Origin of the sequence: Burkholderia sp. SIMBA_062 (assembly GCF_046534765.1) — a bacterium.
GTDB lineage: Bacteria > Pseudomonadota > Gammaproteobacteria > Burkholderiales > Burkholderiaceae > Burkholderia > Burkholderia ambifaria.
Window position 1 is genome coordinate 24,964 of record NZ_JAWRYD010000014.1, and the last position, 22,161, is coordinate 47,124.

A 22,161-nucleotide genomic window follows, 5' to 3' on the forward strand; every position below is an offset into this window, starting at 1 on the left:
TTGATGGTCACGAGGGTCGCCAGGGGCGCGTGCACACGCTCAATCATCGATCGACGCATCCTTGCGGACCACCCGCAGCACGCTGTCGATCACGAACGTCTCCCAATGGCGCACGGCATCCGGCGCATTCAGTTCCTCACCGAGAAACGCGGACAACGTATACAGGTTCGACGTATAAAAATACGCGGTCGAGATGATCAGCAGGAAAACGTCGCGCGCCCTGAGCCCCTTGCGAAACAAGCCTTGTTCGACGCCGTTCTCGAGAATCTTCGCGATGATCTCTACCGCATGCGACGAGTATTCGCCCCGACGCTCGAGCTTGGACAAGTGCTTGCCCTTGTGCAGGTTCTCCGTGTTGAGCAGCGTGATGAAATCCGGATTGCGCCAATAATAGTCCAGCTTGAAGCGAATCACGGATTTGAGCGCTTCCACGGGGTTCGAAGCATCGGGCGCCATTTTGAGCTCCGCCTCGTCCATCCGTCGGTAGATGCCTTCGAGCACCGCAACGAACAGCCCCTCCTTGCTCCCGTAGTAGTAATAGATCATCCGGTCATACGACTTCGCCAGCCGCGAAATCCTTTCCACGCTGCCGCCTTCGTAACCGTAGCGCGCGAAGACCTTGGTCGCCGCGTGCAGGATCTTGTCGCGGGTTTCCTGCGCCGCCGCCTCCCGGACACCGGTTCCACGCACAGCCTTGCCTTTTGCTGCTTGAGCCATACCGTTCCTATGGCGGCCGCCAACCCGGCCATGCCGCCTGAAAAAACTTGAACTGGCGGCGTTCCCCGACTTTCGTACAGGGAACGCTACATGAACTTCGGATTCTACGGAACTCTTCTCGTGTCCGCAACACGACATAAATTTACCGTATATTCAAGGGCTTGCATTTGTGCGGCGTGGGCGAGCCAGCAGCGTTGCGAGCGAAAGTCGCTATCTTCACATTTTTATTTCGAGAAAGTGCTGCTAACATTCGTTTGTGGAGTACTCACTACATGAAACGTTGATTTCAGGTTGGCAGAGGCCGCAACCCGGTACGCAGGAGATAGACGAATGAACAACGAACTCGACGATTCCTGCAGCGCTTTCGCTGCGCGGACTACCTGGAAATCGCTCGCCGGCCCGAGCGGCCCTGAAATGACCCCGGTCATCGAGGAACTCATGTCTCAATCGCTTCTCGCACTGGACGTGCAGGTGTTGGGCCAGCTTTCCCGCACGATGGCGGACGAGGTCGCGCCCGCGACGCGCGTCGGCAAATTGCTCGAGGCTGCGATACAGGGCACGGCAGCGACGTGGGGCGTGATTGCGGTCATGCGTGAAGGCGGCTGGGAGGCGGCCGCCAGTGCGGCGGCGCATGCGTCGAACGTGGAGCGGCTGCCGGCCGACCGGTTGCCGGTGCCGATCATGGCCGCCGCCGTGCATCTGCGCGACGGGCTGGTGCTGCGCGACGCGTGCGCCGCCGACCATTGGTGGACCGACGACTATGTGCGCCGTCGCAAGCCGCGCTCGGTGATGTGCATGCCGATACGCTGCAATGGCGCATTGATGGGTGCGCTGTATCTGGAACACGGGGATTTGCCGGGCATTTTCACGTCGGCGAATGCCGCGTTGGTCGAGATCCTTGCGCTGCATGCCGGGTTCGTTCTGGAGAACCTGCGTCTGCACGACGAGCTTGCCGCTCGGCAGTCCCGCGCGGACAGCATCGCGGCAAGGATCGGCGACACGCGTTCCGACGCGGCTTGCGCCGATCGGCTGAAGGCGTACGGCGAGCTGGCGGCGTCGATCGTGCATGAAGTCGCGCAACCGATCACGGCAATCGATACGTCCGCGCGCGCGGGGCTGAAGTGGCTCGATCGCGCCGCGCCGAACCTCGACGCCGCGCGCGAGATGTTCGCCCACATCTGCGCGTGCGCCGAGCGCGCGCGCACCATCATCCGCGCGCTGCGCGCCAACGCACGGCACGAGGCTCCCTCCTTTGCGACGTTCGACCTCGCCGACGCGCTGTCCGAGGCGGCCGAGATCATGGCAAGCACGCTGGATGCGATGAAGGTGCGCTTGCGCGTCGACGGACTCGCGGCCCCGATGCCGATGCGCGGCGAACGCATTCAACTGCAGCAGGCCGTCATCGGCCTGCTGATGAACGGCGCGGAATCGATGCTGTGCATCCCGGAGGAGCGCCGCGCACTCGTGCTGGCGTGCGAAGCCGCTCAGGATGGCTGGCGTATTCGGATCGACGATAGCGGCGATGGCATCGATCCGCGGTTGGCGCAACGCGTCTTCGAACCGCTGTTCACCACCAAGCCGCACGGGATGGGCATGGGCCTTTCCATCTGCAAGTCCATCGTGGATGCCCACCAAGGTCAACTGGCGCTGACGCCGCGCACGGAAGGCGGCACGCGCGCGATGGTGACGCTCCCGCGTTTTCCGGTCGACGGCGCGGCGGCCGCGCATCGGGCGGCGTGATGCGCCGCGCGCGTGCAACATTTCCGCGGCCTATACGAACGTATGCGGCCATCTATCCTGACGGGTTGTGCAGCTAGCTACAGATGCTATGGATGCCATTGACGCCGCACCTTATTCTGGTTCCACCGGTACACGAATCGCATCGGTGACGACTCGGGCGACGGGTGATCGAGTCGGCTTCGCGATGCGGCAATGATGCGATTCGCGTGCGTCGCGACGACGCACACGACCGGAACCTGCGTGCCATTCGATACCAGCAACCCAAGGAACCCATCATGAAAATTCGACAAGTCATCCTGAATGGCGGCCTCGCGGCCGTCCTGCTCGCTTGCCTGCAACTGCAGGCATTTGCCGACGAAAGTCCCGATGCGGCGGGCACGGGTGCCGCGGCGACGTCCACCCCGACATCCGCCCAGACGAAGAAGGCCACGCGTGCGGCCAATCGCACGTTCTCGCGGTCGATTCAGAGGACGCTGTCGCGAACGAAGGGGCTGCAGGGGCAGGCGATCACGGTCTTCGGCAATGCCGCGACCGGACAGGTGACGCTGGCCGGCCAGGTGCAGACCGAAGACGAAGACCATCTGGCAGTCGAGTCGGCCCGGAAGATCCGCGGCGTCAAGTCGGTGAAAAGCGAGCTGATGCTGCGTGAGAAAGGCGGCGCCTGAGCGAGAGCGCGCGCATCGCGGGCCGAATGACGAGGTGTCGGTGATTCGCGCGTCCGCTTTCACATGATCGATCCGATCGATGGGGAGAAGAGGTGATGGTGATGCTGCATGAAGCGGACATCGTGGCTCGCACGTTGATCAATGTCCTGGATCCTTCGCAGGAACAGCGCAGCGTGTGCTTGCGAGCGCAACGCACGCGATACAAGGCGCGACGCCTCGGGCTGCGTCAATGGGACGAGGACGATGCGCGTGCGCGCACCGAGCCGCCTACCCGGATAGCCGTGATGGAGCGCCTGTCGTTGTCCATGATCAGTGTTTCGTGGAGTGACTCGTGTTCAGGGCGGTATGCCGAGCAAATCTGGTGCAGGAGCCGCGCGCGTGTGCCGTCGATATGTGCGCTGACAGGGCGTGCGATACAACGCGGCGATCCGGTGTTTCGTCCGCGGGGGAGCGATGTCTGTCTGCCCGGCAACCGCCAGCGGATGATTCTTGCCGCGACCGTTCAGCCGTGCATCGATGCGGCCGACGTGAATTAGGCCGGGCGGCGAACCGCGGACGAACGCGATCGCGGGTCGTCCGCGCGCATCGATGCGCTGCGGCGCTAGGTCGATGCAACCGTGACGACGATAAGCGCGGCACCCGGAACGCGCTCGGCCAGATCGACGTGAACGGGAGGCTCGCGCCACCAGCGAGCGAACCCGGTGGGAGCACGATATCCGACGACGATCATGTCCACGCAGGTTGTCGACGCATGCGTGGCGATTGCATCGGCCGCGCGTCCGAAGCGGAGATAGCCGTGCGCGGCGATGCCGTCGCCTGTCAGTGTGTCGATCGCCCGTTGAAGGTCGCGGTGGGCGGATTCTGCCAGACGCTGATGGGCGAGCTCGCTGAGGAGTCCGGCCGATCGTGCGTTGGCGGTGACATTGTCGACGATGGCGACGACGTCGACCGTCGCCGACAATGCGCGGGAAAGCGACGCACAGCGTGCGAGCGCGGCGTTGGCTTCGTGGGATCCGTCATAGACGAGCAGCATTCTGGACAGCGATGACATCTTCGATATTGGCGGCGGGGGAATGAGATCGCCCGTGACGGGCACCGGTACAAGCGGTCGGCATGCGGCCACGTGCGCGGAAGCGGGCGCGACTGCTTTGACTGAACACGCGATGGCGATCGTTTATTCCGATGCGATCCCGCGCGCCGGCGATCGTGTCGCGGCCGGTTCACATCGGCAGGCGCGCGACGTCGCGCGTCGATGCGATGTCCCGTCTCCTGGTGCACGTCATGCGACGCGTTGGTCGCACATGCGGTGCCGAGGGATCCCGGCATCTTCGTGGCTTCGTCCGGGCGCAGATGGGCGGCCGGCCGATGAAGCGCGCGCACGAGCCGGCGAGCATTGCGCCTGCCCGTGCCGGATCTCCGGAAAACGTCGGTGCTTCAATGGCCGGAATAGAGTTTCCTGAGCGCGTCGAGCTCGCCGCTCTTGCGCGCGCGGGCGAGCTCCTGACGCACGTCGGTACGTGTCTTTCCCGTCGGCATCGCGATGGCCGGTGCCCATTGGGTCGTGGCCACGGCATCTTGATCCCCTGTCGTCGAATCGACGGAGGCCGCTGCATGGGCGCAGGCTGCGGTAGCAAACGCGACGAGCGCGAAGGTGATCCTTGAGGTCTTCATGTCGGAATCCGGAACGTGGGTCGATCGAACGGTACGCACGGTATCTGGCGAACGCGGAGGCAGGATGCGCCGGCCGCGTCGCGAATGTCGTCAGAATCCGTCGCATGTGTATTGAGCGCCGCGAAGGTATCCCGCATGTGTCCGCGGCGCGGCGTTTTGCAATGTCATGTATCGATGCGGACACGCGATACATCCGGATACGAAAGCGCCGATCATGACGCGACGCGCGTGCGTTTCGGCAGCGCGCATGCATGGGTCGGCACGCGTCATTGCATTGACGATATCGGGCTGGAATAATCGGCGGGGTTCGCGTGTTATCACGGGTACCTGGAAGAAGGGCGCGGCGGCCGGTGAGGTGCGACACCGCACGAGCGAACTCGAGGGCGCCCCGCGGCCCGCGTCGCGACCGCGGGTGCGAACGAGCGGATACAACCCGGCATCCCGCCGCGGCACGTGGCACGGGTGTCGCATGCCGTGCTCCACGCCGCCGTGCCAGCGGCGTTCGAGCTGATGAACGCCACCGTTTCCTTACTGCATTCGCATGATCGAACTTTCGACACGCCGCTTTATCGAATTGAGCCCCGGCCCGCCACGGCTGCACCGCGCGATCGACGACCATGCGCCGCCGGTGCTCGTCGCCGGGCGCGGCGCGGCGGCGCCGTCCGCGGTCGCGGCGCTGCAACGCGAATATGTATTGCGCTCGGCACTGCACGAACGCTGGTCCGCCGTGCCGCAAGCCATCGTGTCGCATGGTGGCGGCGCGGTGCTCGTCCTGGCCGATCCGGGCGGCATGCCGCTATCCGTTGATGCTATTCCGCAGCAGCGTTTGTCCGCGTTTCTGCGGCGCGCGATTGCGCTCGCGACTGCGCTGGGCGAGATGCATGCGGCCGGCATCGTGCATCGCGCGCTTGCGCCGCATCGCTTCCTCGTGGATGGCGACGATCGTGCGTTCCTGACGGGCTTCGGCTATGCGATCGGCCCCGATGCGGCCGACTCGTTGCGCGACACCGGTCTCGAATGGGACGACACTGATTTCATCTACACGGCGCCCGAGCTCGGCACGCGCATGAACCTGCGTGTCGACGCGCGCGCCGACCTTTATTCGCTCGGATGCATTCTCTACGAGCAGTTGACCGGTGTGCCGCCGTTCGATGCGGCCGATGCCGCCGGGCTCGTGCACGCGCACGCCACGCATTCGGCGCGGCCCCCTCACGAACGCCTTGCGCACGTACCCGAGCAGATTTCGCGAATCATCGTGAAGTTGCTCGAAAAGGCGCCGGAGCAGCGTTACCGCACGGCCGCGGGGCTCGTCGCCGACCTGCAGCGATGCGAGCAGTGCGTGCGCCGCGACGGTCGCATTCCGATGTTCGCGCTCGATGTTCATGCGGCGCTGCAGCGGCTACAGCAAGCCGATCATGTGGTGGGCCGCGAACAGGAGATCGACGCGTTGCGCGCGCAGTACCGTGCCGTCGCCGCCGGTGGGGAGATGCGCGTCGCATGGGTGTCCGGCTACTCGGGCATCGGCAAATCGACGCTGCTGGTGGAGGCCGTCGCGCGCTTCAGGCACGACGGCGCGCTGCTCGTGGCCACCAGCAAGGGCGAGGAAGGCCGCCGCGGCACGCCGTATGCGATGCTTGCCCAGGCGCTGGAGCCGCTGCTGCAGTTCGTGCTCGGTTGCGCGGACGACGAATTCGACATGTGGCGCGCGCGAATCGGAACGGCCGTCGCGCCTGTCGGACGCACGCTCGCGAGATTCCTGCCGGCGCTCTCGGCGGTGCTGGGCCCGCAAGCGGGGCCGCCGGAGCAATCCGAGCTGGCGCCCGGGCTTGAGCGGGAGCGCGTGCTGCAGGCGATTGCCCGGCTGATCGCGTGTTTCGCGGCACCGGAGCGTCCGCTCGCGCTGCTGCTCGACGATCTGCAATGGGCCGATGCGGGCACGATCCAGGTGCTGGAGCGACTGGTGCGGCAACATCGCGACACGGCGTTGCTGCTCGTCGGCGCATATCGCGGCAACGAGATCGATGCGGATCATCCGTTGCGGGCCGGCCCTCTGGCCGAGGTTCCCGATGCCTTGACGGTGGAACTCGGGCCGCTGAACGAGCGCGCGACGACCGAGCTGATCGCCCACGCGCTGCATCAGGACACCGATGCGCTTCTCCCATTGTCCGACCTGATCGGGCAGAGAACCGGACGCAATCCGTTCTTCGTGCATCATCTGCTGCGCCTGCTGGCCGATGAAGGCATGCTCGATTACGATGCGGGCGCCGGCCTGTGGCGCTGGAACATGGCGCGTATTGCCGCGCATCGCGGCGGCGATGACGTCGCGACGATGCTGGCGCGGCAGTTCGAGTTGCTGCCGGACGCCGCACGATTCATGTTGCGCCTGCTGGCCTGCATCGGCCAGCGTGCGTCGACGCGCCTGCTGGCCACGGCGGCCGGCCTGAGCGAGCCCGATGCGATCGCGGGGCTGCAGGCGGCGCTCGATGCCGGAAGTGTCCAGCGCGACGGCGACGACTGGACCTTCTGGCACGATCGCATTCGCGAGGCGGCCTATGCGTCGATTCCGGAGGACGAGCGCGCGCCGCTGCATCATGCAATCGCGTGCCGTTTGCTGGCGGCCGGCGAGGTCTGCGCCGACACCTTCGTGCTGGCCGCGCAGGCGAACTTCGCCGGCGCGGTGGTCGAGACACCCGCGCAGCGCCGCGCGTTCGCGCGCGTGAATCTGGAGGCCGGGCGGCAATCCCGGGCTGCCACCGCGCATCATTCCGCGCTCGGCTTCTTTCGCGCGGCCGTCGATTTCCTCGGCGAGCGGGACACCAGCGACGACGGGCTCGAGGCGCGCATGCTGTGCGGCGAGGCCGAGTTCATGACCGGTGCGCTCGAAGCCGCCGAAGCGCGCCTGGCCGAGCTGGAGCGGGTAGCCGGCGACGGCACGTTCGGCGCGGATCTCACGCGCCTGCGCGCGGCGCTGTACACGGCGCTGGGCCGCTTCGATCTGGCGCTCGGTGTCGGCCTTGCGTTCCTGAAGCGCGCCGGCATCGATATCCCGCCCCATCCGGACAGCGCGGACGTGCATCGCGAATACCTGCGCCTGCGCGCCTGGCTGGACCGCAACGGGATCGACGCGCTGCGCGACCTGCCGATCATCGCCGATCCGCTGCAGCGCGCGATTGTCGACATCTTTGCGGACCTGATCCCGCCGGCACTCTATTCCGACCAGGATCTGGTCGACATGATTCTGCTGCGCGCGGTGAATCTGGCGATCGCGCACGGCCATTCCGATGCATCGGCCGACGTCTACGTCTGCATGAACCAGATCTTCGGCGCACGTTACGGCGATTACGCCGCGTCGCTGGCATTCGGCGAGCTCGCGCTGCATCTGGTCGACGAGCGCGGACTCGATCGGTATCGCGGCCGCGTATACATGGCGCACGGCACGATTGTGGTGCCATGGGTGTTGCCGGCGCGCTCGGCGCGTGGGTATATCTCGCGGGCATTCGAGATCACGGTCGAGTGCTGCGATCATACGTTCGCGCTCTATTGCAAGCGCAACGAGGCGACCGGCATGCTGTTCGCCGGCGAATTTCTCGGCGACGTGCGCGATACGGTGACGCACGGGCTTGCGATCGCGCGCGATGCGAATTTCCAGCTCGTGATCGATGCGCTGCTCGCGCAGCAGATGCTGCTGACGCGGCTACAGGAAGGCGAGAGCGACGATCGCGACGTGTGGGCGCCGCCGGAGGGCCGGCCGGCGACCCTGGTCGATCTCGCGTACTGGGTCTACAGGCTGCAGGCCGCACTGTTGTTCGGCGATCTTCCGGACGCGCTCGACGCGCGTCGGCACGCGGAAGCTTGCGAGCATGCGGCGCGTTCGTTTGCCGAGCGGGCCGATTTGCCGTTCTACGGCGCGCTCGCACTGCTTGCGCTGCCTGGCCGCGATGCGTCGGAGGAGGCTGCGCTGCAGCGTCATGTCGAGCAACTCGACGTCTGGGCGCGGGCGTGCCCGGCGAACTTCGTCGCGCGACGCGAGCTGGTGCGCGCCGAGCACGCGCGCGTGAACGGGCAGCCGCTGGATGCGGCGCAAGCGTATGCGCGCGCCGTGATGCACGCGGGCAGGCATGGCTTTACGCAGGTCGAGGCGCTGGCCGCCGAGTATGCGGCGCGATTCCATGCGGGTCGCGACACTATTGCCGCGCACGCGTATTTGCGCCATGCGCAGAGCGCGTGGCAGCGTTGGGGGGCGCTCGCGAAGGTGCGCCAGTTGCAGGCCGCGCATCCCGATGTATTCGATGCCGGAGCCGGCAATCCGGTCGGGAGCCGGACGCACGCGCTGGACGTGAACGCGGTGCTGCGCGTGTCGAACGCGCTGGCGAGCGACATCGTGCCGGCGCGTCTCGTGGAAACGCTGTTGCGCACGACGCTCGAAAGCGCCGGGGCCGAGCATGGCGCGCTCGCGGTGCTGCGCGAGGGCGTCTGGCATGTACCGGCGCGCGCGGATGTGATCGACGGCACGATCGTCGTGACGCAGGAGGCCGTGTCGTTGACGGCGAGCGTGCTGCCTGTCTCCGTCGTGCAGGCGGTCGCGCGGACGCAGGAAGGGGTGGTGATCGACGATGCATCGGAGTCGCCGGTTCATGGTCAGGATGCTTACGTTCGCCGCCGGCGCCCGCGTTCGGTGATGTGCGTCCCGCTGATGCGTTATGCGACGCTCGTCGGCGTGCTGTATATGGAAAACAATCTGGCGGCGCGGATGTTTACCGCGGCCAAGGCGGCGCTGGTGGAGGTGATCGCGTCGCAGGCCGCTTTCGCGCTCGAGAATGCGCGGCTCTATGAGGAGCTGGTCGAGCAGAACCGTCAGCGCGCGCATGCCGAGGAACAGTTGCGTGCCGCACTGGCCAGCCTCGAGCGCGCCAGCCGGCTGACCGCGATGGGCGAACTCGTCGCGTCCATCGTTCATGAGATCGGACAGCCGATCGCCGCCGTCGACACGTCGGCAAGCGCCGGGTTGCGCTGGCTGAACCGGGAACCGCCGGACGTCGGCGAAGCGCGGGCGATGCTCGAGCATATCAACCGGAGCGCGGCGCGGGCCAAGAGCATCATCCAGGCGCTGCGCGCGAAGGCACGCAAGGCCGCGCCGCAGTTTGCGACGGTCGACCTCGCCGAGGCCGTGCGCGAGGCCGCGGCGCTCGTCGCGCGGCAGCTCGACACGCTGGACGTGGTGCTGGAGCTGCGCAGTCACGAGGGTCCCGTCTATGTATACGGCGACCGGATCCAGCTTCAGCAGGTCGTGATCAACCTGCTGACGAACGGTGCCGAATCGATGGCCGAACTCGGCACGGCGCGTCGTCTTTCGCTTGCGTGCGAAGCGCACGGCGTTGACAGTGTGCGTGTGAGCGTGGAGGATTCGGGCAGCGGCATTGCACCCGATATCGCGGACCGGCTGCTCGAACCGCTGTTCACGACCAAGGAGAACGGGATGGGCATGGGCCTTGCCATCTCGCATTCGATCGTGGACGCGCACGGCGGAACGTTGACGCTGTCGCCGCGAGAAGGTGCCGGTACGCGCGCAACCGTGATGCTGCCGCGGGTCGATCCATGATGGGTGATCCGTTTGCGCGCCGCGCGCCGCGCGGCCACTCCTGAAAATTCATCAGCGAATCTCGATGCCGGAAACCAGAATGCCCCACGCGACACCTGATCGGAACAGCCGCATCGTCTACGTCGTCGATGACGACGAATTCGTTCGTGCCGCGCTGATCAGCCTGTTGCGATCGATCGACCTGGAGGTTCGCGCCTTTGCGTCGACGGAAGAGTTTCTCGCGGCACCGAAGGGCGCGGGGCCGTCATGCCTCGTACTGGACGTCAGGCTGCGCGGGCAGAGCGGCATCGCGTTTCAGACGTCGCTGGCGGAGAGCGGCGGTCCGCAGATGCCGATCATCTTCATCACGGCGCACGGCGATATCGCGATGACGGTGAAGGCGATGAAAGCCGGCGCGATGGATTTCCTGACGAAGCCGTTCCGCGACCAGGACATGATCGATGCGGTGATCGCGGCGCTCGAGCGCGATGCGAAACGGCTGCAGGACGATCACTCGCTGCTCGATCTGCGCGCGTGTTGGGAATCGCTGACGCCGCGCGAATGCGAGGTGCTGCAACACGTCGCGACGGGCCTGATGAACAAGCAGGTCGCGGGCAACATGGGCATCGCGGAGATCACGGCCAAGATTCATCGCAGCCAGGCGATGCGAAAAATGAAGTGCCGCTCGGTGGCCGAACTGGTGCGCAAGATGACTGCGCTGGGCATCAACGTGCCGTCGCGCTAGCGGCGGCGCGGGCGCGAAACCCGTCGGTGCGGTGCACCGCGCGCCCGGCGTGGGAAAGCGCGAGCGTCACGCGTTTACCCGGATCCTTCCTCGACCGGCCGATGCACCGGCGCTGAGCCTACCCATACGTAGGTATGATGACGCTGCCGCGGCGTGACGGTATGCTGGCAACTTGGGTAACAGTGCTCGGGACGGGCCCGGTCCGTCCCCCTCGTCATAAGCAGGGATGCCTTTTTCACTCTCAGCCTCCGATCTCGTGTCCATTGTCGACGACGATCCCTTCGTGCGCGCCGCCGCGGGTAGTTTCGTGCGTTCGCTGGGCGGGGAGGCGCGCGAATTCGCGTCGGGGCCGGCATTCCTGGCGTCCGACGTGGTGTCGCGCACGGGTTGCCTGATCTGCGATCTCCAGATGCCCGAGATGGATGGCCTCGAAGTGCTGGCCCGGATGGAGGCACGCGGGCTGCGCATTCCGACCGTGCTGGTCACGGCGTTCGTCAGCGTCCGCACGTCCGAGCGAGCGCGGGCCAGCACCGCGCTGTGTCTGCTCGAGAAACCGATCGACGCCCAGGAGCTCGAAGGCTGGCTTGCACGTGCGCTCGGATACGGCTGATCGCCGGCCCGCGCCGCAACGGCAACCTAAACCTTCGTAGGGGGTAGATGGCCGCTTGTTTGATGGTGCGAACCCCCGCACGCATGTTTTCATCTTCCCTGTACCGTCCGCCGCGACGGCGACAGGAGAACGAAGATGGCCAACATTCCTACCTTATCGTCCGGAGCCTGGTTCGAGGCTCGGCTCACGCGCTCCATACGCAACTTCAGCCGCACATGCCGCGAGCATGCACGCGGTCTCGTCGCGTGTCCGGCCCGGCTGTTCGTCGTCGCTGGCGTGCTGTTCGTCGCGGCGGCGCTGTACGACGCTCGCGACCTGCTCGCGAATGCATTGCTCCCCGCCGTCGACGGCGATCTTCTGATTGCGAGCGTGACGTGCGCGATGCTCGCGCTGGTGGCGGCGGTGCTGTGGCTGCGTGCGCTGCGGCTGGACGCGGCAATCCGGCAACTCGCCGCGGCACTCGAGGAGCACGGGCTGGAAGAGCTGCCCCGTTCACTGGTCGAGCGCGGCACGCCGTCGATCGCACGACTGGCCGCCGCGATCAACGGTGCGCATCACCAGCATGCGGATCGCGTGACGGAATTGCTGCACGTGCTCGCGGCCTATGCGCACGATCTGCGCACGCCGCTGACGCGCGTGATGCTGCGTAGCGGAATGCTGGAAGATCGCTCGTTGCGCGATGCGATGGAGCGCGATCTTGCCGAGATGGGAGAGCTGATCGACGCAAGCCTTGCCTGCGCACGGCTTCAGTGCAGCGTGGCGGAGCCGCCGCGCAGCGTCGACGTGGACGCGTTGCTCGGCTCGCTGGTGGACAACTACCGCGACGCGGGGCTTGCCGTCGCGCTGGACGGGCGGTTGGACTGTCCGCTCGTGACGTTTCCGCATGCACTGCGGCGCGTGCTCGTCAACCTGATCGACAACGCACTGCGTTACGGACGCGATGTCCGCCTGTGCGTTCGCGTCGATGCCCGGCGCGTGATGCTTGCGGTGGTGGATTCGGGGCCGGGCATCGTGCCGACGGAGATGGAAGCGGTGTTCACGCCATGGTATCGGGCGCCGCAGACAGCGGCGCGTGCACCGGGATCCGGTTTGGGGCTTGCGATCGCACGGCGGCTGACGCAAGCGATGCAGGGCGAGCTGCAGCTGAACAATCGCAGCACTGGAGGCCTCGAAGCGCGCGTGACGTTGCCGCTTGCCACTACTGCTGGACACGATGTCGCGTGCGAGCCTGCACGCGCCTGTCGTTGCGGACGCTACGTTTCCTGACGCACGCAGCGGTCGCCTGCTCGCCGCGAATCTCGACGCATGCGCGATGCTGGACGACGTTCTGCGGGCGTTCGATTTCATATGGCCGTTCAACAACGCACATCAAATCGTGTAGTGATCCAGATGATCTGTTCTTTTGTGAACGCCTCTCATAGACCGCGGAACGTTCTTCGGGACGATTGCGCGATCGGCGCGTCGTACGCGCGGTTCACCAGATACATTGCGATACGCGACGGACATACGCGAGATACATGACGGGCTCCCAATGACGCATGACGTCGGGTTCGGCGGGTTCGCGATCCCGCGGACGCACGGCAAACCCCCGTTTCCACGGCGTGTGCGAAACCGGACGTTGATCGCAAATGACCGGGAGTACGACAATGCATGACAGCAAGGTTTGGTTCATCACGGGCTGCTCCGGCGGCCTGGGTCTTCAGCTTGCCGAGGCGGTGCTTTCCGCCGGCCACAAACTGGCGGCAACGGCGAGGGACGTGACGCGTCTCGCCAGCCTGGTGGACGCATATGGCGACCGGATGCTGGCGATCCCGCTGGACATTACCGATCCGGACGCGGCGCGCGGCGCCGTCAGCCTGGCGGTGGAGCGATTCGGCCGTCTCGACGTGCTGGTGAACAACGCGGGCTATGCCGATCTGGCGTCGATCGAAGACATCACCGACCAAGCGCTGCACGAGCAGATCGAGGTCAACTTCTTCGGCGTGTGCAATGTCACGCGTGCGGCGCTGCCGTTCATGCGTCGGCAACGGGCCGGCCACATCATTCAGATTTCGTCGGTGGGCGGAAGAGTCGGCGGCCCCGGGCTCGCCGCCTATCAGGCAGCCAAATGGGCGGTGGGCGGTTTCTCCGAAGTGCTGGCGAAGGAGGTCCGCGATTTCGGCATCCAGGTCACGATCGTCGAGCCGGGATCGATGCGGACCCGCTGGGCCGGTTCGTCGATGACCATTCCGCCGATCAGCGACGCGTACAAGCCGATCATCGAGCCGGTAGCGGCGCGCTTGCGCAGCATCGACGGCATGCAGCCCGGCGATCCAGCGCGGATCGCGCGGGCGCTGCTCGGCGTTGCCGGATCGCCGACAGCGCCTTTGCGATTGCTGATGGGCAGCGACGCGGTCGCGGTAGCCGGCGCGGCGGCAAGGTTCCGTGCGGAAGAGGACGCGCAATGGCGCGCATTGAGCGAATCGGTTTCGTTTCCGCCGGCGCAGCCCGAATGAAGCCGGCTGCCGGATACCACCGATGACCACGCTGTCCGAGGACAACATCGTGGCGCGGGTGCTGCTGAACGTGCTCGATCCGTTCGCCGAGCAGCTCCCACGCGTGCGACGGCCCCGAGCGGCGAGCTTTTCGCGCCGCCGCCCGAATCGACCGGAATCTTGAAACAAGGGGAAGCATGATGGCCGATTCACGCACGATGTCGCCGCGCGTCGCCTCGTTCGTGCTGCTCGGCGCGCTGCTGACGGCATGCGGCTACGGCGCGACGTTTCTGCTGTCGATGCATTTCCGTGTGGCGGGAGGAACCGACATCGACACGGGGGCCGCACTGGCCGAAGCGATGATCGGTGCGCTGATCGGCCTGCCGCTGGTCGCATGGTGCGCGCACCGGATCGGCGCCGCGCGGGCGACCGCGTTGGCGGCGCTCGTCGTCGGCGCAGGCGTCGTCGGCTTCGCGCTGATCGGGCGAACCGGCTCGCTGAGCGTCGTGCCGGGATTGCTGGTCGGCATCGGTTGGGGCGGGTTCTGCCTCGCGGCGCCGATGATGATCGCGGAGCGCACGGCGGATATCGAACGCGAACGCTGGTTCCTGCGGTTCGGGTCGTTTCAGATGGCCGGCGTCGGCGGCGGTCCGGCCGTTGCGGCACTTGCGATTCGCAATTGGCACTGGACGACCGGCGCTGTGTTCTGCACGGTCGGCGCGCTGTGCGCGACGGCTGCGGTGATGCTGGAATGTTTCGGCCGCCTCTCGCCTGCGTCGCACGCCGTTGCGCCGCCGATGCGGGATCGGTGGGTACGCGAGATGGGCGCGATCGCCCGCACGCCTGCGATCTATCCGATCGCAATCATCGCGCTGGGCTCGAGCGTCTTCTCGGGGCTGATGACGTTTCAGATGTCGATGGCGCAAGGCCCCGGCGTAAAGGCTGGAACGTTTTTCGGCCTGTATTCGGCCACGGTGGTCGTCATCCGCGGCCTGCTCGGCGCGGTCGTGATTCAGATCCGCGTCAGCGCGACGACGCAGATCCTGCTCGGCTTCATGATCCTGAGCGTCGCCGTGACGTTCGCCGTGCCGCATAACGCGCTGCTTCATTCTGCCAGCGCCGTGCTGCTCGGCACGGGGTATGGCCTCGTCTATCCGATCGTGCAGGCGCAGGCCGTCAACAGTGCCGAGGCGCGGCACCGGCACGCCGTGCTGACGTGGTTCGTGGCGTCGTATTTCGTCGGCGCATTCGGATTCCCGGCGCTCGGCAGCATGGTGCTGGTCAGCATGGGCAAGACGATGCTGTTGATAGTGATCGCGGCTTGCGGCCTGGCGGCGCTGCTTCTGTCGATCGTCGAGCACCGCAAGCGAGTATTGCCGGTGGCGTGCTGAACGCACGCAACGGGGTTCCGGAATTCGTCTGCCGCTGCGACGCGCGCGATGGTCGGCGTCGAACGCACACGAGGCGAGTAGCCTCCGACGGTCAGCTAACGGCTTCGTGGAGAATCGCGCGGACTTCTTCGAGAAGTCCGCGTATCGCGCCATGGCTTGTATGCGTGAGACGTAGCACGCCGTCGATCGTGCACGCGCCGATGATCTGGTCGTCGGCGAAGCCCGACGTCACGATGGGGCCCCACAGCGCTTTGAGCGACAAGCCGTCGTATTCCGAAGCAATCGGCTGATTGCCCAGATTCGACACCATGACGTCGAAGGCCAGCACAGCCGATAGAAACCCGGCCGCATGCTCGACGCTCGGCCGCGCGGACATCGCCGCATCGAGCGCCTTCAGTTCCGCCGCCACACTCGCGCGCGCCTGCGACGGTGCAAGATCCTCTTTGATCTTGCGGGCGGCGGTCCATATATCCGTACCGCGCGGGTGATCGTCGATCGTGATGGTTTGCGTGATGTAGACGCCGGCGGCGACACGCGCGTCGTCGGAGAGCGGGCGCAGGTCGATCGGCGTGACGGTTCTCAACGCGCGTTCAGTCCACGCGCTGGACAGGCGCCGGCCGGCTTCGTGAACGGCCGCGGCAAGCGCGCCGTGCACGGTGGTTTGCTCGGCGCGTGCGCGGACAACGAGCCGGCGGGTGACATCGGCGGAAAGCGCGATGGCGTCGACATGCGGCGCTTGTGCGGCATCCGGACGAAATGGTTTGGGCGCGGGCGCCGGCGACGGGGCCGGCAAGACGGCGGCGTGGCTCAGATCGGTACCGAGCACGGTCTCCAGCGACGGCACCAGCGGCAACGGCGCCAGTCGCTCGCCCGACAGCATGCGCAACAGATCGTCGATCAGCGATGCACTGCCCATGCCGTCGACCACGGAATGATGTGCAACCAGAATCAGCGTCGAGCTGCATTCGCCTTGCAGCAAGGTCGCGCGCAGCAGCGGCGCCGCGGACCCGACGAAGCGCGCGGCGATTTCGCGGGCCGCTTCCGTCTGCCACGCAGTCGGGTCTTGCTCGAGCACGCGCAACGGCACCGCGGCGTCAGTCACGCGGTAGAAGCCCGAATGCTGTTGCGCGTCGGTGGCGATGCAGGTCGATAACAGCGGATGCCTGCGCTGGAGCGCCTGAAACGCCGCGTGCCATGCGTCCGGCGAAAAGCGCCGGTCGATCTCCGCAACCATCGCGAAATGCGTCGGCCGATTCTGGTCGAGCAGCCAGAACAGGTGCTCCGTGCTCCCGAGTGCCCGCACGAGTCGCTGATTGTCGTCGATTGCCTGTGAGTGATTCCGCACCGCCTGACTCCCGAAGTGATGGTCTGCCTCAACAGAACAATCGAGGAGGGTGCGCTATTCCGCCATGGCCGGATCGCTCGACATGCCGGACTATTTTTTTCTGTCGTCGGGGTTGTAGGTCACATAGAGCTTGGTATAGCCCGGTGTGTCGAAATGCCCCGTCCATCCCTTCGGAAGCGTGACGGCCTCGCCGGTCTTCACGAGCATCACCGAGCCGTCCGACGACGTGAGCTTCACGCTGCCTGACAGAAAGTACAGGAACTCGTTGTACGGCAGCCCCTGCGGCCCCTTGATTTCCTCATGCGACGGCCCGGATCGATAGACGCCGGTCTGGTAAGCGTTGTCGGTCGACGTGAACGTCGCGACGTCCGCGCTCGTTTCGCCGGCTTCGTCTTTTTTCACGGCGTCGGCGCGATTGAATATCGCACCGGCAAGGTCGGACCTCGACGCCTTGATCGGCTTGATCGTTTCGGCATGCGCGCCGACCGAGGTCATGACGCTGAACAACAGCAGCGCTCCGAGGGCATATCTGGGCATCGGCTATCTCTCCTTGGTTTTTTCGTAGCAGCGACGTAAAGGATGAACGCGCTGTCGTCGCGCCATTTTGTCGGAAAAACCCTGTTCCGTTTGACGATCGATCGAAAACGAGACGGTGGATTTGTTTCTCAATGTGTATGAAACCGCTCCGGATACATGGCCTTGCAAAAGCCAATGCTCGAGACATACGTCAGATACGTGGTCTGGATTTAATGGATCTCACCGATCGAATCCGATCAGCGCGCTCGAGCCGGCTTCGCGAGATCAGCGACCAACGACCGCCGAGCACCCCGACAGATTCGTGACAGCCGAATTTATCCAGGAGAACGACATGAAAGTGAAGACGATCGCTTTGGTTTTCGCGGCGTGCGCCGCCGTTGCAGCCACCACCTCCGCTTTTGCAAGCAGCCCCGTCGACACGAGCATCAACGACCAGGCGATCGGGCAAGCGAGCCAGTGGGCGACGGGCGGCAAGGCGCCGAAGGGAAAGACGCGCGCCCAGGTTCGCGCGGAACTGGTGCAGGCGGAGAAGGACGGTCAACTCGCGGCGCTCGACAAGCTCTATCGAGGCAGTTGATTGCCTGCTGCCGACGCGATGCCGATTGTCGGCATCGTCATTCACCCACCCCGTTCAACACGGTACCGATCATGCACCACGAAACGAAAATTCTGTACACCGGCGAGGTTCGCACTACCGGCGGCCGCGACGGCGCCGCGCACAGCGCGGACGGCCGTCTGGATGTGAAGCTTTCCGCGCCGGGCTCGGCGGCGCCCGGCACGAATCCCGAGCAATTGCTGGCCGCGGGCTGGTCGGCATGCTTCATCGGCGCGATGGGCCTGGCCGCGCAAAAGCTGAAGGTTTCGCTGCCGCGCGACACGCATGTCGATGCGCAGATCGATCTGGCCATGAACGACGGCGCGTACTTCCTGCAGGCACGACTGAACGTGAGCGTGCCGGGCGTCGACGCCGACGTCGCGCAGGCGCTGGTCGACGCGGCGCACCGGACGTGCCCGTATTCGAAGGCGACGCGGGGCAACATCGACGTGGTCGTCACGGTGGCCTGATACGCGTGCGGCGTTCGACGTGCGGCTATATCCAGGCGGGCGCGACGCGGTTGATGCGTGCGCAACCGAATGCCGGCTGGCTGGCGCTGGTGGCGGGCGCCGTGCTGTTCGGCCTTGCTCATTACCCGGGCGGCGCGCTGCTGGTTCTGCTGGTCGGCCTGTCCGGCATCGGATACGGGCTCGCCTGTCGCGCCGGCGGTCTGCAATCGGCCGTGCTCGCGCACTTCGGCGTCAATCTGGTGCAGTTCGGGTTGCTGACCTATCCATTCATCGCCCGGGCGTGAGCGAACGCGCGCTCTGGTCGCGAGGACCTGTGATCCGGCAGTTCGGGTAATACGCGACGGCGGATGGAATATCTGCGCCGTCCAGCTGTTTACGTGCACTGCAGGGGTGTTGCCCGCTCAATTTCGCCTAAACCCATGGATACACGTCAGATACTGCAGTTCGTCAACGTCGGCTTGGTTGCACCACGGGAGGATCGACGTAGATGACCGCAGCCGAACTGTCCGCCATGCTCCCCGCGATGCTGCCGCGTCTCTGGACCTTCGCGCTGCGAATCTCCGGCGACCGGCACGACGCCGAGGATCTCGTGCAGGGCGCGTGCGTTCGTGCGCTCGAACGAGCGCATCAGCTACGACCGGGAACCGCGCCGCTCAGCTGGATGTTCTCGATCGTGCAATCCACCTGGCTCAACGAACTCCGCGCACGCAGCGTGCGTCGGCGCTCGGGCATGGACTGGGACGACGACCTGCTCCAAACCATCGCCGATCCCACCGCGCCGACCCTGGAGCAGCAGGCGCTCGATGCGCAGATCGTCAGGGCGGTGCAGCAGCTGCCCGAAGCGCAGCGCGTGGTCATGTTGCTGGTCGCTGTGGAGGGGCTCAGCTATGGCGAAGCGGCCGAGGCGCTCGGCGTACCCATCGGGACGATCATGAGCCGGCTTTCGCGTGCCCGCCAGACGATCGGCGCGCTGTTCAGCGATGGAAAGGAACGACCCATGAAAGGCGCAGCGAAGCGTGAGGATCAGGGGGCATGAAAATGGACGACATCCTGCTCATGGCATACGTGGATGGCGAACTCACGTCGCACGAGCGCGAGGAAGTCGACAGGGCGATCGGCACGTCGGCCGATATCGCCAGGCGGGTTGCCCTGTTCGAAGCATCGGTGTTGCCCTATCAGTATGCGTTCCAGCGTCAGGAGTGGCCGCCGCTGCCGCAGAGCCTGATCAGCAAGGTCGCTGAAATCGCGCGGGCGTATGCGGGGCCGTCGGCGCCGTCCGCGGTCGGCGGCGCGCGTCGCGCGGATGCGCCGTCGTCGCGGCCCCACGCACGCGCGCCGTCGTCCGCACCGGTTCGCTCGCGCGTTCGCACGATGGTGCCGTGGCTCGCGGTCGCCTTCGTCGCGGGAGCGTTCTGCTGCGGCGCGATACTGCACTTCGCGTCGCGGGATGCGCTCGTGACCGCGCAGACGCAGATGTCCCCGTGGATCATGGCGGCCGTGAACTATCAGCGGCTCTATACGCGCGACACGGTGGCTTTCGATTCGTCGAATCTCGCAGCCGCCGCGCATATGGTTGAAAACATTCGCCGCGACGACGGGCTGCGGATCCGCATTCCGGACCTGCGCTCGGTCGGGCTGACCTTCAAGCGCATACAGCAGCTGAATTTCAATCACAAGCCGCTGGTGCAGATCGTCTATCTGCCGGAAAAAGGCTTGCCCGTGGCGCTGTGCGTGATGAAGGACGAACGGCCCGACATGGCGCTCGCCCGACAACAGGTCGGCAGCATGGAGGTCGTGACCTGGCGCCGTGCCAGTGTCACCTATGCGCTGATCGCCGCGCCCGGCGACACCGACCTTGGCGCGATCGGCAAGCGGATCGCCGACAACGGCATGGAAGAGGTGCTCGGTCAGTTGCGGCAGGCCGGCCCGGCGATCGCGAGCTGACGGTTCGCGGCGACACCGTGCACGCGCCGCGGCCGGCATGCGGGTGCGTCACGGTTCGCGAGGGCCGCAGGCGTCGGCGTGAGCAGCCGGTTGAGGCTGGCGGCCATGTGCTGCGCCCGGGGCTGAAGTTCCGCGATGACCTGGCCGGCATCCCGGATCGCACGCCGGCTTGCGAGGCCTACATCGAACACGCGAGACCGTCGGTTTATTCCCGGCACCGCGGTGACGCTGATAGATGGCTGGATCATTCGCCTCAGTCCACCAAGATCGCGGTATCCGGCACGATTCTCGGCGCCACTGCGTTGCTTAACGCACTGGTGTTTTTGAAACAACGTAGAGACGGGCGGGCGAATACCTGGACGAAGTTTGGACAGGCGAGCAACGTTCTGTGGCTATCGGGCGCCGGCGTCGCTGCCGCCACCACGGGCGGATTCGGCGACGCGGCTGCGCTGTTGGCGAAGGCGACGGTGTATCCGATCTCTCGCGATATGCTGAATGTGTTCGTCCGTCTCGGTCGACCCGACTACCTGCCCCGGTCGACCCCCCGCGATCGTCGCCCGTCACGAGCGCGCCGCGGCCTTTGCTTCCAGCATCTTCACGAGCAGATGGAGTGTCCGATTGACCGGCGTGCCGATGCGTGCGGCCAGACCGCGCCGAACGACCGCGCCGTTCAGATGGTCGATTTCGCCGGGCTTGCCGCGCGCCAGATCCTGCGCTGTCGACGAATATTGGCCCGGAGGAATCGTCGCTTCGATTTGCGCGACGATATCGGTCGGCTCGTCGTCGACATGCACGCCTTCGGCCGCGGCGACGGCGATGCATTCGGCGACGATCGCGCACATCGTTTCGCGCAACGCATCGCGATGCGGCATCTCGCCCAGCGGCAGGTGCACGATCGCGGAAATCGCGTTGTATGCGCAGTTGAGCATGAACTTGCGCCAGAGTACCGCGCGCACGTCGTCGGCTATCCGGGTGGGAATGTCCGCTGCGCGCAGTACTTGCGCGAGCCGTTCGCTGGACGGCGACGCTTCGATCGCGAGATCGCCGCGGCCGTGGTGGAGCAGATGCCCCGGGCCGGCCATCTCGCTCGCCACGTAGACGGCTGCGCAAATGACCGGCTGCGCTATCTCGGCACGCAACAGCGCCGCGTTGTCGACGCCATTTTGCAGGCTGACCACGATGGCGTCCGGCGCCAGCACATGACGCAACCCGCGTGCGGCCTCGGCGGTATCGCCCGCTTTCACGCAGACGAAGACCACGTCGGCCGATCCGGCCGCGGCGATGTCGGTCGACGCATTGGCGGACACGCGCGTGTCGAACGTGCGCGTCTGAACGCGCAAGCCGTGGTCGCGGATCGCGTCGACATGCAAGGGACGGCCAATGAATGCGACCTCGTGGCCGTGCAGCGCCAGCATGCCGCCGAAATAGCAGCCGACCGAGCCGGCGCCGAGGACTGCAAACCGCATGATGTCTCCGAGGGAATCAATGAACATGGCATGCGCGAACAAGCCGCATGGGTGAAACAGGCACGTCGGCCCGTCCATGCACGTCAAACACGCGAGACCGTCGGTTTATTCCCGGCACCTTCGTGACTCCGATAAATCGATGCGCGACGGAATGACGCGAACACGTCGCGTGTTCTCGTGAGGTGGCACGTCATCGGATCGGGATCGGCATGC

General features: G+C 65.9%; 22 protein-coding genes. 16 read left to right on the plus strand and 6 right to left on the minus strand.

The genetic code is table 11. From position 1 onward, the window contains the following. Nucleotides 1-39 precede the first annotated feature (39 nt). The gene (locus SB786_RS16985) at nt 40-717 is read right to left on the minus strand and encodes a TetR family transcriptional regulator (RefSeq protein WP_410728444.1); all 678 of its coding nucleotides are present in this window, start codon (nt 715-717) and stop codon (nt 40-42) included. A gap of 330 nt (nt 718-1,047) precedes the next feature. Here SB786_RS16985 and SB786_RS16990 point away from each other — a divergent pair, with 330 nt between their 5' ends. The 3 genes from SB786_RS16990 to SB786_RS17000 all read left to right on the plus strand — a co-directional run bounded on the left by SB786_RS16990 (nt 1,048) and on the right by SB786_RS17000 (nt 3,658). Next, a complete protein-coding gene (locus tag SB786_RS16990) occupies nt 1,048-2,457 on the plus strand; it encodes an ATP-binding protein (protein WP_410728445.1) in 1,410 nt (469 codons plus the stop codon). Nucleotides 2,458-2,732: 275 nt separating this feature from the next. Then, entirely contained in the window at nt 2,733-3,122 is a 390-nt protein-coding gene (locus SB786_RS16995; RefSeq protein WP_410728577.1) for a BON domain-containing protein, read from the plus strand. Between the two features lie 95 nt (nt 3,123-3,217). Then, the gene (locus SB786_RS17000) at nt 3,218-3,658 is read left to right on the plus strand and encodes a DUF3331 domain-containing protein (RefSeq protein ID WP_410728446.1); all 441 of its coding nucleotides are present in this window, start codon (nt 3,218-3,220) and stop codon (nt 3,656-3,658) included. Nucleotides 3,659-3,723: 65 nt separating this feature from the next. On the opposite strand, the gene SB786_RS17005 is transcribed toward SB786_RS17000, so the two are convergent. After that, nucleotides 3,724-4,155, minus strand: coding sequence for a universal stress protein (locus tag SB786_RS17005; protein WP_410728578.1), 432 nt, complete (start codon nt 4,153-4,155; stop codon nt 3,724-3,726). A 401-nt stretch (nt 4,156-4,556) separates the two neighbouring features. Continuing rightward, complete coding sequence (locus SB786_RS17010) at nt 4,557-4,793, minus strand: DUF4148 domain-containing protein (protein WP_410728447.1); 237 nt, start codon at nt 4,791-4,793, stop codon at nt 4,557-4,559. A gap of 541 nt (nt 4,794-5,334) precedes the next feature. Here SB786_RS17010 and SB786_RS17015 point away from each other — a divergent pair. The 7 genes from SB786_RS17015 to SB786_RS17045 all read left to right on the plus strand — a co-directional run bounded on the left by SB786_RS17015 (nt 5,335) and on the right by SB786_RS17045 (nt 15,591). Continuing rightward, complete coding sequence (locus tag SB786_RS17015) at nt 5,335-10,392, plus strand: AAA family ATPase (RefSeq protein WP_410728448.1); 5,058 nt, start codon at nt 5,335-5,337, stop codon at nt 10,390-10,392. Nucleotides 10,393-10,471: 79 nt separating this feature from the next. Further along, nucleotides 10,472-11,116 (plus strand): response regulator transcription factor, encoded by a 645-nt coding sequence (locus tag SB786_RS17020; protein WP_373422143.1) that lies wholly within the window; start codon nt 10,472-10,474, stop codon nt 11,114-11,116. Nucleotides 11,117-11,342: 226 nt separating this feature from the next. Next, nucleotides 11,343-11,726, plus strand: a complete 384-nt coding sequence (locus SB786_RS17025) for a response regulator transcription factor (protein ID WP_006756865.1) — start codon at nt 11,343-11,345, stop codon at nt 11,724-11,726. Between the two features lie 135 nt (nt 11,727-11,861). Next, the gene (locus SB786_RS17030) at nt 11,862-12,992 is read left to right on the plus strand and encodes a sensor histidine kinase (RefSeq protein WP_410728449.1); all 1,131 of its coding nucleotides are present in this window, start codon (nt 11,862-11,864) and stop codon (nt 12,990-12,992) included. Nucleotides 12,993-13,372: 380 nt separating this feature from the next. Beyond that, nucleotides 13,373-14,221 carry an SDR family NAD(P)-dependent oxidoreductase gene (locus SB786_RS17035; RefSeq protein ID WP_410728450.1) on the plus strand — a complete coding sequence of 283 codons (849 nt, stop codon included), beginning with the start codon at nt 13,373-13,375 and terminating at the stop codon, nt 14,219-14,221. Nucleotides 14,222-14,243: 22 nt separating this feature from the next. Next, nucleotides 14,244-14,384 (plus strand): hypothetical protein, encoded by a 141-nt coding sequence (locus tag SB786_RS17040; protein ID WP_410728451.1) that lies wholly within the window; start codon nt 14,244-14,246, stop codon nt 14,382-14,384. Nucleotides 14,385-14,397: 13 nt separating this feature from the next. After that, nucleotides 14,398-15,591, plus strand: a complete 1,194-nt coding sequence (locus SB786_RS17045) for an MFS transporter (protein ID WP_410728452.1) — start codon at nt 14,398-14,400, stop codon at nt 15,589-15,591. Nucleotides 15,592-15,682: 91 nt separating this feature from the next. Here SB786_RS17045 and SB786_RS17050 read toward each other — a convergent pair whose 3' ends face one another. Next, nucleotides 15,683-16,825, minus strand: a complete 1,143-nt coding sequence (locus SB786_RS17050) for a phthiocerol/phthiodiolone dimycocerosyl transferase family protein (RefSeq protein WP_410728579.1) — start codon at nt 16,823-16,825, stop codon at nt 15,683-15,685. On the opposite strand from SB786_RS17050, the gene SB786_RS17055 reads away from it, so the two are divergent. Next, nucleotides 16,751-16,924, plus strand: a complete 174-nt coding sequence (locus tag SB786_RS17055; protein WP_410728584.1) for a hypothetical protein — start codon at nt 16,751-16,753, stop codon at nt 16,922-16,924. The two genes, SB786_RS17050 and SB786_RS17055, sit on opposite strands and share 75 nt — an antisense overlap. 102 nt (nt 16,925-17,026) lie before the next feature. Here SB786_RS17055 and SB786_RS17060 read toward each other — a convergent pair whose 3' ends face one another. Further along, nucleotides 17,027-17,473, minus strand: coding sequence for a cupin domain-containing protein (locus SB786_RS17060; protein WP_410728453.1), 447 nt, complete (start codon nt 17,471-17,473; stop codon nt 17,027-17,029). Nucleotides 17,474-17,804: 331 nt separating this feature from the next. On the opposite strand from SB786_RS17060, the gene SB786_RS17065 reads away from it, so the two are divergent. The 5 genes from SB786_RS17065 to SB786_RS17085 all read left to right on the plus strand — a co-directional run bounded on the left by SB786_RS17065 (nt 17,805) and on the right by SB786_RS17085 (nt 20,482). Next, a complete protein-coding gene (locus SB786_RS17065) occupies nt 17,805-18,050 on the plus strand; it encodes a DUF4148 domain-containing protein (RefSeq protein WP_410728454.1) in 246 nt (81 codons plus the stop codon). Between the two features lie 71 nt (nt 18,051-18,121). Beyond that, nucleotides 18,122-18,538: an organic hydroperoxide resistance protein gene (locus SB786_RS17070; RefSeq protein WP_410728455.1), complete on the plus strand. Its 417-nt coding sequence runs from the start codon at nt 18,122-18,124 to the stop codon at nt 18,536-18,538. A 53-nt stretch (nt 18,539-18,591) separates the two neighbouring features. Then, complete coding sequence (locus tag SB786_RS17075) at nt 18,592-18,822, plus strand: type II CAAX prenyl endopeptidase Rce1 family protein (protein ID WP_410728456.1); 231 nt, start codon at nt 18,592-18,594, stop codon at nt 18,820-18,822. Nucleotides 18,823-19,025: 203 nt separating this feature from the next. Further along, nucleotides 19,026-19,574 carry an RNA polymerase sigma factor gene (locus tag SB786_RS17080; RefSeq protein WP_410728457.1) on the plus strand — a complete coding sequence of 183 codons (549 nt, stop codon included), beginning with the start codon at nt 19,026-19,028 and terminating at the stop codon, nt 19,572-19,574. Then, complete coding sequence (locus SB786_RS17085) at nt 19,571-20,482, plus strand: anti-sigma factor family protein (RefSeq protein WP_410728458.1); 912 nt, start codon at nt 19,571-19,573, stop codon at nt 20,480-20,482. Before SB786_RS17080 ends, SB786_RS17085 begins: the two co-directional genes overlap by 4 nt. Before the next feature lie 560 nt (nt 20,483-21,042). Here SB786_RS17085 and SB786_RS17090 read toward each other — a convergent pair. Further along, a complete protein-coding gene (locus SB786_RS17090) occupies nt 21,043-21,948 on the minus strand; it encodes a ketopantoate reductase family protein (RefSeq protein WP_410728459.1) in 906 nt (301 codons plus the stop codon). Nucleotides 21,949-22,161: the final 213 nt, after the last annotated feature.

Coding starts and splice junctions, on each gene's coding strand:
- SB786_RS16985 (WP_410728444.1), bottom strand. CDS start 717: ATGGCTCAAGCAGCAAAAGGCAAGGCTGTGCGTGGAACCGGTGTCCGG.
- SB786_RS16990 (WP_410728445.1), top strand. CDS start 1,048: ATGAACAACGAACTCGACGATTCCTGCAGCGCTTTCGCTGCGCGGACT.
- SB786_RS16995 (WP_410728577.1), top strand. CDS start 2,733: ATGAAAATTCGACAAGTCATCCTGAATGGCGGCCTCGCGGCCGTCCTG.
- SB786_RS17000 (WP_410728446.1), top strand. CDS start 3,218: ATGGTGATGCTGCATGAAGCGGACATCGTGGCTCGCACGTTGATCAAT.
- SB786_RS17005 (WP_410728578.1), bottom strand. CDS start 4,155: ATGCTGCTCGTCTATGACGGATCCCACGAAGCCAACGCCGCGCTCGCA.
- SB786_RS17010 (WP_410728447.1), bottom strand. CDS start 4,793: ATGAAGACCTCAAGGATCACCTTCGCGCTCGTCGCGTTTGCTACCGCA.
- SB786_RS17015 (WP_410728448.1), top strand. CDS start 5,335: ATGATCGAACTTTCGACACGCCGCTTTATCGAATTGAGCCCCGGCCCG.
- SB786_RS17020 (WP_373422143.1), top strand. CDS start 10,472: ATGCCCCACGCGACACCTGATCGGAACAGCCGCATCGTCTACGTCGTC.
- SB786_RS17025 (WP_006756865.1), top strand. CDS start 11,343: ATGCCTTTTTCACTCTCAGCCTCCGATCTCGTGTCCATTGTCGACGAC.
- SB786_RS17030 (WP_410728449.1), top strand. CDS start 11,862: ATGGCCAACATTCCTACCTTATCGTCCGGAGCCTGGTTCGAGGCTCGG.
- SB786_RS17035 (WP_410728450.1), top strand. CDS start 13,373: ATGCATGACAGCAAGGTTTGGTTCATCACGGGCTGCTCCGGCGGCCTG.
- SB786_RS17040 (WP_410728451.1), top strand. CDS start 14,244: ATGACCACGCTGTCCGAGGACAACATCGTGGCGCGGGTGCTGCTGAAC.
- SB786_RS17045 (WP_410728452.1), top strand. CDS start 14,398: ATGATGGCCGATTCACGCACGATGTCGCCGCGCGTCGCCTCGTTCGTG.
- SB786_RS17055 (WP_410728584.1), top strand. CDS start 16,751: ATGCCTGCGCTGGAGCGCCTGAAACGCCGCGTGCCATGCGTCCGGCGA.
- SB786_RS17050 (WP_410728579.1), bottom strand. CDS start 16,825: ATGGTTGCGGAGATCGACCGGCGCTTTTCGCCGGACGCATGGCACGCG.
- SB786_RS17060 (WP_410728453.1), bottom strand. CDS start 17,473: ATGCCCAGATATGCCCTCGGAGCGCTGCTGTTGTTCAGCGTCATGACC.
- SB786_RS17065 (WP_410728454.1), top strand. CDS start 17,805: ATGAAAGTGAAGACGATCGCTTTGGTTTTCGCGGCGTGCGCCGCCGTT.
- SB786_RS17070 (WP_410728455.1), top strand. CDS start 18,122: ATGCACCACGAAACGAAAATTCTGTACACCGGCGAGGTTCGCACTACC.
- SB786_RS17075 (WP_410728456.1), top strand. CDS start 18,592: ATGCGTGCGCAACCGAATGCCGGCTGGCTGGCGCTGGTGGCGGGCGCC.
- SB786_RS17080 (WP_410728457.1), top strand. CDS start 19,026: ATGACCGCAGCCGAACTGTCCGCCATGCTCCCCGCGATGCTGCCGCGT.
- SB786_RS17085 (WP_410728458.1), top strand. CDS start 19,571: ATGAAAATGGACGACATCCTGCTCATGGCATACGTGGATGGCGAACTC.
- SB786_RS17090 (WP_410728459.1), bottom strand. CDS start 21,948: ATGCGGTTTGCAGTCCTCGGCGCCGGCTCGGTCGGCTGCTATTTCGGC.